The following is a 12,912-nucleotide window of genomic DNA, read 5'->3' on the forward strand; positions in this document are numbered from 1 at the left end:
CAGTCACCTCTATCCACTCTTCTTCAATGAACCTTCTTTTTTCTCTTGTTTCATAACGGTTCCTAATTCTTCTTTTGTAAATACACGTAATTTTAAAATTAAAAACATATATGCTAATCCGCCGATAGCTACACCTAACAACGCTTCAAGCGTCGCAATTCCTCTATGTCCTGTATCAATTACTAATCCAGACATTCGCAACACACGCATAAAGATTATTAATACAAACCCCATACCAATACCACTAATAACTACACCTAACATATTCCGCTTATCAACAAGCGGCTCTGATACAGCTCGCATAAGTAATACACTATTTAGCAAGGCAATTACAATAAGCGCAACTAAAGTTGCAATTGCAGCTCCCTTTACACCAAAATACGACATTAATATATAGTTTAAAGCTAGCTTCAAACAACCTCCAAATACAACGAATATTGCTGGCTTTAATGTTTGTCCTAACCCTTGCAAAATAGAAGCAGTTGTAATTGACAATGAACTAAATAAAATAGATAAAGATAAAATCGATAACACATCTGATCCATCACTATTCTCAAATAACATAATATTTGCAGGCTGAATAATACAAGTTAATCCGATGGCTGCTGCAAATCCAATAACAAACGTTATTTTCATCGCTAACTTTACCTTTTCTTGAATAAAAGCAAGATCTCCTCTTTCCTTTGCCGCTGTAATAATCGGAATCAGTGACAATGAGAAAGAAGTTGTCACGACAGTACCTAATTGCATAAGGGGGATACTTCTGTCATAAACACCTTTTAGTACCTTTGCATTTTCAACTTGCTCCCCCGCGCGAATAAGCAAGGTATAAAAGGAAATAGAATCCGCCATTTGTATAAAAATAAGGACTAAATTACTAACACAAATCGCTAATCCCTGCCAAAAAAGGATTCTAATAATCCTTTTTTTATCTCCAACTCTCTTCCAACTTTTAAAGAAAATAGACCGAAAATCATGACGCATATAAAGTAAAAGTACGATAATCCCAATAAGCCCACCTGCAATCGAACCTAACATAGCACCTGCACCGACTGTATATAGATCAAATCCGTGAGCAATAAGGAATAGTGATAAAAAGACAATAATAGATACACGAATCGTTTGTTCAATTACTTGTGAAACAGCCGTCGGCATCATATTATTGAATCCCTGAAAATACCCTCTCGCTACGGATAAGAATGGCATTAATATGAATGAAAATGAAATAACACGTAATAACTTATATAAGTGTACATCACCCATAGCCGATGCAATCGTTTCGGCACCAAAGAACAATGTGAAAAACCCTATAAAGCCAATTCCTAATAAAAACCAAAAAGATACACAAATAATTTCTTCTGCTTCTTTTTGTTTTCCTTGTTCTAATCTTTCTGCGACCATTTTTGAAATAATAATAGGAAACCCATAAGTAGCTAAAATTAAACAAAATCCATAAAACGGATAAATTTGTTGGTAAATATAAAAACCAATATCACCCGCTATATTTTGATATGGAATACGGTAAAAAGCGCTTAATACTTTCGTAACAAAACTTGCGATTGTTAATATAATAGCCCCACGCCAAAAGGCTTGATACTTCTTCGCTTCCATACAAGAAAACTCCTTTTTCTATTCTCACCCCTCGTATTATATCATAAAGAAAAGAACAAGCTCCCTTGCCTCCACAAGTAATAATACGTTCGTGCAACACTAGAAAATGTTCAACGAAAAAAGGTAGCAAAGCGCTACCTTCGTTCAATATACTTATATCTCCAAATAGTTAATTTCTCAAATAGAAATATCATAATTAGGAAAGATTGCTACTTATAGAAATTACACTTCACTACTGCTCCATTTGTTTCGCTAAAAAGCTTGCAGCTGTATTTACTGACTTATGCTCTACTTCACTTATAATAGCCTCTTTAGAGAAGATAACAACAGCTCCAATTGGATCCCCATTCGCAACAATCGGGCCAATTGTATAGGAGCTCACTTTTTCTGTTACTCCATCAATAATTGAAATTTCGCTTTCATCTGTCATAATTACAGACTTACGCTCTTCCATTGTCTTCTCGATTAAATCGCCAACACTTTTATTTAAGTATTCTTTTTTAGATACGCCTGCTACTGCGATAATAGAATCACGATCGCATACAAGCACATTATGTCCTAAGCTATCGTATAAAGCTTCCGTATATTCCTTTGCAAAATTACCTAGTTCACTAATTGGAGAATATTTTTTCAAAATCACTTCTCCATCGCGATCAACAAATATTTCTAGTGGGTCTCCTTCTCGAATACGTAAAGTTCTACGAATTTCCTTCGGGATTACTACCCTGCCTAAATCATCAATTCGACGTACGATTCCAGTTGCTTTCATTCTAATGCTGCCTCACTTTCTACTGATGATCAAAAGTGGTGAATTTACCTGTTCATGTAAAAATCACCAACTGTTAAACATAGTATTTTACACATTAGTTCTTCTATGCACGTCGAATTGTATTTTTTATCTTAAATTAGGCATTTATTACTTCTTTTTTTACATCTGGTAAGCCTTTTAATAAATTTTCAGCAATTGTTAACCATTTCGATGTCTCTAATCCATTCGTTTTCATCACAATTTTCAATTGTGATCCTTCCATACCAAGACCAATCATACGACCAAAACTATTCCCTAGCATAAATAATTTCCCACCATCGATATTTTGGCTTGCTTGTTCAGAAAACAGGAACGTTACTTCAAATTTATTTTGCTTAACTAACTCAATTTGTTCTTTCATTGCTAACACTTTAATATTTGCGATTTGTAATAAATAACCAACTTCTTGTGGGTAATCACCAAATCTATCTATCATCTCTTCCTGCAGCTCTTCAATATCTTCAATTGCAGAAACACCTCTAAATTGTTTATACATCATAATTTTTTGTTTACTATCTGAAATATACGCATCCGGTAAATATGCATCTACTTCTAAATCAATTTCAACATTAACGGTATTTTCAACTCCATCTGTTCCTCTACGTTGCTCAATTGCATCTTTTAACATTTGAGAATACAGATCAAATCCGACAGAATCAATAAATCCATGTTGTTCTGCCCCTAACAAATTACCCGCACCACGAATTGATAAGTCTCTCATCGCAATTTTGAAACCAGATCCAAGCTCTGTAAACTCTTTAATTGCCTGCAGACGCCTCTCTGCAACTTCCGATAACACTTTATCGCGTTTGTATGCAAAGTATGCATACGCGACGCGATTAGAACGTCCAACACGACCACGAAGCTGATACAACTGTGATAATCCCATACGATCTGCATCAAATACAATTAATGTATTTACATTCGGAATATCTACACCCGTCTCAATAATTGTTGTACTTACAAGAACATCATGCTGCCCCTCTAAAAACGATAGCATAACAGACTCTAATTCACTTTCATTCATTTTCCCGTGTGCGTATGTTACACGAGCGTCTGGAACTAACATCGAAATTTCATCTGCTTTTCTTTCAATATCCTCCACACGGTTATATAAGAAGTAAATTTGACCTCCTCTTGCAAGCTCTCGCTCTATCGCTTCTCGCATTAATGCTGGATTATACTCCACTACATATGTTTGTACTGGGAACCTGTTCTCTGGCGGTGTCTCAATTACAGATAAATCACGCACACCAAGCATAGACATATGAAGTGTACGTGGAATCGGAGTTGCCGTTAACGTTAAAACGTCCACATTCGCTTTCAATTGTTTAATTTTTTCTTTATGCGTAACACCGAATCTTTGTTCCTCATCAATAATAAGAAGTCCTAAATCTTTATAAGTAACATCTTTAGATAAAATACGATGTGTTCCGATTACAATATCTACCGTTCCATCTTTTAAACCCTTAATCGTTTCATTTTGTTGTTTTCGCGTACGGAATCTACTTAGTAACCCTATATTAATCGGGTAATCTTGAAAACGCTCTCGAATTGTTTCATAGTGTTGTTGTGCAAGAATGGTTGTCGGTACTAAAATCGCAACTTGTTTTTCATCCATAATTGCTTTAAATGCCGCACGAATGGCTACTTCAGTCTTTCCATACCCTACGTCACCACAAAGAAGCCTATCCATCGGACGTCCACGTTCCATATCTTTCTTAATTTCGTCAATAGAACGTAATTGATCCTCTGTCTCTTGATATGGGAATGAAGATTCAAATTCTTGTTGTTCTGCCGTATCTGGTGTATATGCATAACCTTTTGAAGCTTCGCGCTCGGCATACAATTTAATTAGGTCATCTGCAATGTCTTGTACAGATTTTTCAACTTTCGTTTTAACCTTTTTCCAATCATTACCACCTAATTTATAAACTTTCGGATCCTTACCTTCAGATCCTACATATTTTTGCACTTGATCAATTTGTTCAATCGGAACATATAACTTATCATTACCTTGATATTTAATATTTAAATAATCTTTATGAACACCATTAATCTCTAATGTCTCAATACCTAAAAATTTACCTATACCATGATTTACATGAACTACATAGTCTCCAACTTTTAATTCCGAATAACTTTTAATACGTTCAGCGTTAGATAACTTTTGCTTACGTTGTGATTTTTTAACCTTCTTATGAAAAAGCTCCTTTTCAGTAATAACAACAAGCTTTTGCATCGGCATTTCAAACCCTGCATGTAAATCACCCACAGCAATTTGTAACCTTCCAGGCAATAAAATATCTGTTGCCTCTACAATGTCTGCATCAATATCATAATCACTTAAAATATGTTGCAGTTTTTTTACACGTTCATCATCTGTTCCGAGCACAACGGTCGTAAAATGCCCTTCATTCCACCTATCAATTTCAGTTTTTAACAACTGCATCTGTCCGTGGAAATCCTGCATCGTTTTACATGTCACATTCACAATATTTTGTGGATGTGTATGTGCTATATGGCGCAAGAATAACGTTAAATATACAAAACTTCTTTTTTTATGATGAAGAAACTCCTCAAATGAGTGGGAGAAAGATAAGTCCTGAATAATTGTTCCTTCACCAAGAAGTGATATATACCATTCCGCTTCTTCTGTTTCGAGATGTGATGCCGTTTCTTGAATACGGGAAATTTCATCTAAAATCACAACACCATCTTCTGGTAAATAATCTATCAGACTAGCAGGTTCTTTATAGAAAATAGATAAATATTTAAACATTTGTTCTATACTTTGCCCGTTTTTCAACATCTCAATTTCATGACTTACCGTCTCAAGTACTGTAGTCTTTAATTTATCATCGGAAAGCTTTTGCATCGTCTTAGTCAAACCTTCTTCAAGATGCTTAATTCCCGATTTCAATTCTTCCTGTGAAAATAAAAACTCTGTTGCTGGACCGAACTTAACACTTTCCTTTTTATCTTGAGAGCGCTGTTCATCCACATCAAACAATCGAATAGAATCGACTTCTGTATCGAAGAATTCAATACGAAATGGTAATTCTTCCGTTAATGGATAAATATCTAATATTCCCCCGCGTAAACTGAACTCTCCTGGAGCTTCTACCATTGACTTACGCTCGTAGCCAATATGATGTAAAGTATACAAAAGTGCATCTAGATCAATCTCTTGCCCTAGATTGATTTCAATTTGCCTTTGCTTCCATAATTCTTTTATTGGTAAAAATCTACGTAGTCCTGCAACTGGCGCTACAATAATCCCATTCTCTCCCGCCGCTAAGCGATTTAACACTTCAATACGCTGCGCCTTCAATTCTGGACTTGCAACACCAATTTCCGATGCTATCAATTCATTTACGGGATATAACCACACATCTTTTTCACCAAGTAAAGCCACTAAATCTTCATGTACTTTTTGTGCTTGGTATAAATTGTGCGTCACAATTAGTTGCGATTTTTTTGTTTTTTTATATAAAGCTGCCATTAATAATGAACGAGAAGATGTTGCCATACCCGATATAAGTTGCTCTTTCAACCCATCTTCTAGCCCATTAATAACCGATTGTATCTCTTCATTTTTATAAAACTGCTCTAATAAACCTATCATTATCAAAACTCCTCTCAACATAAAGAGCAAGTTACTATATTTTATGCAAATATTTCGGAAAAAGAAAACAGAAAAATGCTTTGGACATGCCAAAGCGACAACATTTTATTGCAGAAATTTTTCATATTCATAATACTCAGGATAAGATGCGAGCGTTTCTTGACACGATTCACAAATCGTTTTTATATATATATTTCCATTCTCATGAAAATGAATCATATCCACTACTTCTTGCTCTGTTAGTTGAAGCAAAACGTCGCTATATACTTTTTCTACGGTAACGGAACCTACATTACTCTCGCAATGTCTACAGTAATAATACCCTTCCATACTAGCCTCCTAAATATCCAGTTACTACTAGTATGGGTTAAAGCAAAATAAAATATTCTAGATTATACTCTTAACTATTAAAAGTATTCATAATTTGGAGAAATGGTTTATTTAACCACTCTTCACATGCATCTGCTGTCTTTTCAATGGACCCATTGACACCAGGAAGTTCTTCAGATGTAAAACGCCCTAATACATAATCCACTACTTTCATCCCATTTTTCGGGCGATCGATTCCCATGCGGATACGTTGAAATTCTTGTGTTCCTAAATGTGAAATTGTTGATTTCACACCATTATGTCCACCTGCACTTCCTTTCATGCGAAGGCGTAATTTACCTACAGGAATATCTAAATCATCATACATGACGATGAAGTCCTCGACATCAATTTTATAATAATCCATGAGCGGACGGATACTTTCCCCAGATAAATTCATATATGTAAGTGGCTTTAATAAGATTACCTTTTCCCCATTAACAAAGCCTGCACCAAATAGCCCTTTGAATTTTTGTTCATTCAAAGAAATATTCCAACGCTTGGCAAGTTCATCAATCGCCATAAACCCAATATTATGCCTTGTTAATTCATATTCTCTACCTGGGTTCCCAAGTCCTACTATTAATTTCATTCTTTGTACCACTACTTTCTTTTTTCGATACGAAAAGACGTAACCAATCTTGGTTACGTCTCATTCTATCCAATTAATTGAATAATACACTTACTGATTCTTCTTCGTATACACGAATGATTGCTTCTCCGATTAATGGAGCAACTGAAAGTTCATGTACTTTATCAATTTTCTTTTCTTCTGGTAATACGATAGAGTTCGTTACAACTAACTCTTTAATATTCGAATTTTGAATACGCTCAATTGCTGGGCCAGATAATACTGGGTGTGTACAGCAAGCATATACTTCAGAAGCACCGTTCTCAACAAGAGCGTTTGCCGCTAATGTAATTGTACCAGCTGTATCAATGATGTCATCAATTAAAATTGCTGTTTTGCCTTCGATGTTACCGATAATGTTCATTACTTCCGATACATTCGGACGAGGACGACGCTTATCAATAATAGCGATTGGCGCTTTTAGGCGGTCTGCCATTTTTCTAGCACGAGTTACACCACCGTGATCAGGAGATACGATTACGATATCTTTAAGACCTTTTGTTTCAAAGTAATCTGAAAGAATCGGTACACCCATTAAGTGGTCGATTGGGATATCAAAGAATCCTTGAATTTGTGGAGCATGTAAATCTAGAGTGATTACACGAGTTGCACCTGCTGTTTCAAGCAAGTTTGCTACAAGTTTCGATGTAATTGGTTCACGAGAACGCGCTTTACGGTCTTGACGCGCATAACCATAGTAAGGAATAACAATATTAATTGTTTTTGCAGATGCACGTTTTAATGCATCAATCATAATAAGTAATTCCATGATATGTTCGTTTACTGGGAAGCTTGTAGATTGAATAATGAATACATCGCAACCACGAATACTTTCTTCAATGTTAATTTGAACTTCTCCATCACTAAAACGATCAACAGAACATTTTCCTAGTCCTACTCCAATATGCTTTGCGATTTGCTCAGCAAGTTCCTTATTAGAGTTTAAAGAGAATACTTTCAAATTAGAATTTAGATATTGAGTCGACATCTAGATTAACCCTCCACATTATGATTTTTTCTTATTCAGCAATTGATCAACATAGTCTTCTTTGTTAACTTGACGTGCACGTGCTACTGATAATGCTTTTGATGGAACATTCTCTGTAATTGTAGAGCCTGCTGCCACATAAGCACCATCTTCAACTGTTACAGGAGCAACAAGATTTGAATTACATCCAATAAATACCCCGTTACCAATCACAGTTTTAAATTTATTCTTTCCGTCGTAGTTCACCGTAATTGAACCACAACCAAGATTCACGTCTTCTCCAACTTGTGCATCCCCGATATAACTTAAGTGTGAAGCTTTACTTCTATTACCAAAAACAGTTTTTTTGATTTCTACGAAGTTTCCAACGCGCACTTCATCTCCAATAACTGAATCTGGGCGAATATGTGCAAATGGACCCACTGATACTTCTGTACCAAGTTTGCTGTCATGTACAGTAGATTGACGAATTACCGTACGCTCTCCAATTTCACTGTCGCGAATTACTGTATGTGGTCCAATTTCACAATCAGAACCAATTACAGTGTTCCCCTCAATAATTGTTCCTGGGTGAAGAACTGTATCACTGCCAATAATTGCATCAGCAGAAATGTATGTGTTACTTGGATCAATAATTGTAACACCATTTACCATGTTTTTTCGGTTAATACGGTTTTTCATAATAATTTCCGCTTGCGATAGAGCGACTCTGTCGTTAACACCTAACGTTTCATCGAAGTGCTCTGTTTGATAAGCTGATACAATATGACCTTCATTTTTTAAAATTTCAATAACATCCGGAAGGTAATATTCACCCTGTACATTATCATTTGAAACTTTAGAAAGTGAAGCAAATAGAGCTTTATTATCAAAACAATACGTACCTGTATTGATTTCTTTAATAGCTAATTCTTTTTCATTTGCATCCTTATGCTCAACAATCTTTTCAACATGACCATTCTCATTACGAACGATACGGCCATATCCAGCAGGCTCTTCTATGTACGCTGTTAGTACCGTTGCCATTGCTCCCGCTTCTTCGTGTTGCTGAAGCAATGCTTCCATCGTTTCAGCAGTTATTAGAGGTGTATCACCACAAATAACTAAAGTTGTTCCTTCTTCATTTGCAAGTACATTTGCAGCTTGATCGACAGCATGTGCTGTACCAAGTTGTTCTGCTTGTAATGCAAACTCACTTACGTTTCCTAGCTGTTCTTGTACCATTTCAGCACCATGTCCAACGACTGTTACAAGTTTCTGCATCCCTAATTGAGATACTTGATCGACTACATGTTGTACCATTGGTTTTCCACATACAGGATGTAGCACTTTGTATAGCTTGGACTTCATACGTGTGCCTTTACCTGCAGCTAGAATCACTGCAAATCTGTTTGACATATAGACCCTCCATCGCAACCTATTTATCCATTAACGATATTATCCTAAATCATCATATATTTCAAGAAACACATTATAACTATTAAATTTTACCATAATTCTTATACGATGTTTTACTCTTTAGTATCTTTTTTAAGAAATAAGCTATACTATTTTAAATGATTTTGAAAAAATTAGAAGTTTTCCACCCTTATTTTTCTAAATATGAATTTTTATAATTAAAAACAGATATTATTCCAAAAAAAAACAAACTCCTGTAAATGCTTACAGGAGTTTGCTACAAAATTATAAGACTTTCTTTCGAAAGCCTTTTCATTCGAATTTTACGAAGCGCCCGCTTCTTCAAACTCAACCTCTTCTAACTCGCCTAAACGATGATACTCTGTTAAAACCGCATCTTGAATTTTAGAGCGTGTATTAGAATTAATTGGATGTGCAATGTCACGGAATTCTCCATCTGGAGTACGTTTGCTTGGCATTGCTACAAATAATCCATTATTACCATCAATTACACGAATATCATGAACAACAAATTCATGGTCTAGAGTAATAGAGGCAATTGCTCTCATGCGGCCTTCTGTGTTTACGCGGCGTAATCTTACGTCAGTCACTTCCATCTTGTGTTCACCACCCTTTTCTAAATAAGCGATATATTTGTATAAATTCCACAAAATTTCTATTTTCCCTTTAATTTTTTAAAAATTTTTAAGATAAAAATTTTTAAAGTAATTGAATATAGAGATTAGGAGAGGTTATCGCTTACAAAGGGTTACTTAACTAGGGCGATTACTTCGATTTCAACAGAAACATCTTTCGGTAATTTTGCTACTTGTACACAAGAACGCGCTGGCTTATGAGTAGAGAAATAAGAACCGTATACTTCATTAACCGCATTAAAATCATCCATATCCTTTAAGAATACTGTTGTTTTTACCACTGTATCAAATGAAGCACCAGCTTCTGCTAATACTGCTTGTAAATTTTCAAATACTTGCTCTGTTTGTACTGTTACATCCCCCGTTACAAGTTCTCCACTTGCCGTTAACGGGATTTGTCCCGAACTATAGAACATATTATTTACAATAATCCCTTGTGAATATGGTCCGATTGCTTGTGGTGCTTTGCTTGTTTGAACAACTTTCATACTTTTCACCCTTTTATTATTTATTTTTACTCTTTAAAAATAGTGCACGAAAAGCAGTTTGTCCACCTATTTTATAATTTATAAATAGAATAAAAAAAGATAAAGCTATCTGCTTTACCCTTTTTACTCAGCCCCTACAATTCCTTCATTAAATGGCGCAAGCGAATAATTCCCCTTCTCCACTTGAATCGCCTTTTCTTTTACATCAACTTCCGACAGACGAATTAATGATACAAAGTTATTAATAAGCCTTTCTTCGATATCCGTAGATTCTACTAATACACCAATTCCAACAACGTTAGCTTTAAATTCTTCTAGCATGCTCATCATACCTTGAATGGTTCCGCCAGCTTTCATAAAATCATCAATAATTAAAACGTTAGATCCTTCTGGAAGGCTACGCTTTGCTAAAGTCATCGTTTGGATTCGCTTAGAGGAACCTGATACATAGTTAATACTAACAGTGGGTCCTTCTGTTACCTTATTATCTTTTCTCGCAATTACCACCGGTACATCTAAGTAATTCGCCACTGCATAAGCAAGTGGAATTCCTTTTGTCGCTACGGTCATAACCGCATCAATTGGTTGTCTAGCAAAAACGGAAGCAAATAAACGACCCGCACCATTAATCTGGCGAGGATTACTTAAAAGATCCGTCATATATAAGTAACCGCCAGGCAAAATGCGATCTGGATTTTCAAATAAGCTACAAAGCTCATTAATAATTAGATTTGCCTCTTCTTCACTTATATAGGGAATATATTTCACTCCTCCTGCTGCTCCTGGTATCGTTTGCAATGTGCCGACCCCTTGTTGTTCAAACGTTTGCTTAATAATAACTAAATCTTCACTAATGGATGATTTAGCCGATTGATACCTTTCAGCAAAAAAAGTGAGAGAAACTAGCTGACGAGGATTTTGTAGCAAATAATAAGTCATATCGACCAATCTTGTACTTCGTCTAATTTTCATACTCTCACCTCAAATCACGAATATTCTAAACAAATCATAACGTATTATACGTCTTTATTCAAGCGTTTCTCGCTCTCCTAATAAACGTACTGCATATACTTGTTCGCAAAATCCTTTTAATCCGTTATATATACGATGCATTCGCGAATCATGGTGTACAAGACCAAATACAGTTGGACCACTTCCACTCATTAATACGGCATCCGCACCGAATCGTTTCATCTGCGCCTTAATACGCGCAACTTCAGGATGCATCGCAAATGTCACATCTTCTAAAACGTTACCAACAGTATCACAAATTCCTTTATAGTCCCCGCCATTAATGACTTCAACCATTTTATCTACATTTGGATGTGTAACACAATTCAATTTTAAATTTCCATATACGTCAGCAGTCGATACACCAATGTGTGGCTTTGCTAAAATAACCCAACAAGAAGGTGGAGTCTTTATGTGTTCAATTTTTTCTCCTCTTCCAGTGGCGATCGCAGTTCCGCCGTATACACAAAACGACACATCTGACCCAATTTCTGCGCCAAGCTTTGCTAACTCATCGATTGTAATTCCTAAATTCCATAACTTATTAAGGCCACGTAATGTCGCTGCTGCATCACTACTTCCACCTGCTAATCCAGCGGCTACTGGAATCGTTTTTTCAATAGTAATAGATACACCTTTTTTTACATTAAACTTCTCTTTTAATAATTTCGCTGCTTGATAAGCTAAGTTGCGTTGGTCGTCTGGGACATACCGATTATGGGACAAAATTTCAATACGGTCTTCTGCTAATTCCATTAGCTCTAAACGATCTGCTAAATCAATTGTTGTCATAATCATTTTCACTTCATGATATCCGTCTTGTCTTTTTCCCAGTACATCTAACGACAGATTAATCTTTGCTGGCGCTTTCACTAGTAGCTTCAATCTATTCACCCACTCTATGTACTCAATCTTTTATCGTTTATTTTACCATAAATTTATAGTAAGACGATGACACTTCCCTAATTATAACGAAAAGCATTCAGAATGAAACTACTTATATCAAATGATGGCACCTTTTAGCGTGCAAAAAGCCGAGGAATCTCTCCTCGGCTACCGTAGCATAGAAAGTATCTTACAACTACTGGTTTCGTTTCATTAATTGCTGTTCCGCAATTTCTATAGCACGTTTCACCATATTACCAGCATCTTTCGCACGAATTCCGCCCCATCCTTCTTTCTGAACAACATCATAAAAGCCAAGCTCTTTTGCCAGCTCTTCTTTAAATTGATTTGACATGACTCCTCTTCGTCTACTCAATGCAGAGTCCCTCCTTATTTTGCTACGGTATAATTAGTATGCAAAATAATATAGCTTTTCATT

12 protein-coding genes are annotated in these 12,912 nt (G+C 35.8%); all 12 read right to left on the minus strand.

The features are described 5' to 3' along the window. Positions 1–9: 9 nt before the first annotated feature. The gene (locus ACP6L7_RS28130; protein WP_097832986.1) at positions 10–1,611 is read right to left on the minus strand and encodes a putative polysaccharide biosynthesis protein; all 1,602 of its coding nucleotides are present in this window, start codon (positions 1,609–1,611) and stop codon (positions 10–12) included. A gap of 232 nt (positions 1,612–1,843) precedes the next feature. Further along, entirely contained in the window at positions 1,844–2,380 is a 537-nt protein-coding gene (gene spoVT / locus ACP6L7_RS28135; RefSeq protein WP_000648312.1) for a stage V sporulation protein T, read from the minus strand. 136 nt (positions 2,381–2,516) lie between these two features. Beyond that, positions 2,517–6,047: a transcription-repair coupling factor gene (gene mfd, locus ACP6L7_RS28140; protein WP_097832987.1), complete on the minus strand. Its 3,531-nt coding sequence runs from the start codon at positions 6,045–6,047 to the stop codon at positions 2,517–2,519. A gap of 105 nt (positions 6,048–6,152) precedes the next feature. Then, positions 6,153–6,377, minus strand: a complete 225-nt coding sequence (locus tag ACP6L7_RS28145; protein ID WP_000399437.1) for an anti-sigma-F factor Fin — start codon at positions 6,375–6,377, stop codon at positions 6,153–6,155. A 70-nt stretch (positions 6,378–6,447) separates the two neighbouring features. Next, complete coding sequence (pth, locus tag ACP6L7_RS28150; protein WP_097832988.1) at positions 6,448–7,008, minus strand: aminoacyl-tRNA hydrolase; 561 nt, start codon at positions 7,006–7,008, stop codon at positions 6,448–6,450. A gap of 73 nt (positions 7,009–7,081) precedes the next feature. After that, positions 7,082–8,035, minus strand: a complete 954-nt coding sequence (locus ACP6L7_RS28155) for a ribose-phosphate diphosphokinase (protein ID WP_000107420.1) — start codon at positions 8,033–8,035, stop codon at positions 7,082–7,084. An 18-nt stretch (positions 8,036–8,053) separates the two neighbouring features. Continuing rightward, entirely contained in the window at positions 8,054–9,433 is a 1,380-nt protein-coding gene (gene glmU / locus ACP6L7_RS28160; RefSeq protein ID WP_097832989.1) for a bifunctional UDP-N-acetylglucosamine diphosphorylase/glucosamine-1-phosphate N-acetyltransferase GlmU, read from the minus strand. 323 nt (positions 9,434–9,756) lie between these two features. After that, on the minus strand, positions 9,757–10,050 hold the full coding sequence (gene spoVG, locus ACP6L7_RS28165) for a septation regulator SpoVG (RefSeq protein WP_000454042.1): 294 nt from the start codon (positions 10,048–10,050) through the stop codon (positions 9,757–9,759). A gap of 152 nt (positions 10,051–10,202) precedes the next feature. Continuing rightward, entirely contained in the window at positions 10,203–10,577 is a 375-nt protein-coding gene (locus tag ACP6L7_RS28170; RefSeq protein WP_000869819.1) for a RidA family protein, read from the minus strand. 123 nt (positions 10,578–10,700) lie between these two features. Then, positions 10,701–11,549: a pur operon repressor gene (purR, locus tag ACP6L7_RS28175; RefSeq protein ID WP_098361756.1), complete on the minus strand. Its 849-nt coding sequence runs from the start codon at positions 11,547–11,549 to the stop codon at positions 10,701–10,703. Positions 11,550–11,603: 54 nt separating this feature from the next. Continuing rightward, positions 11,604–12,473, minus strand: a complete 870-nt coding sequence (gene ispE / locus ACP6L7_RS28180) for a 4-(cytidine 5'-diphospho)-2-C-methyl-D-erythritol kinase (RefSeq protein WP_141533416.1) — start codon at positions 12,471–12,473, stop codon at positions 11,604–11,606. A gap of 196 nt (positions 12,474–12,669) precedes the next feature. Continuing rightward, entirely contained in the window at positions 12,670–12,849 is a 180-nt protein-coding gene (gene sspF, locus ACP6L7_RS28185; protein WP_002094215.1) for an acid-soluble spore protein SspF, read from the minus strand. Positions 12,850–12,912: the final 63 nt, after the last annotated feature.

This window comes from Bacillus silvicola, assembly GCF_050524305.1.
GTDB lineage: Bacteria > Bacillota > Bacilli > Bacillales > Bacillaceae_G > Bacillus_A > Bacillus_A cereus_AT.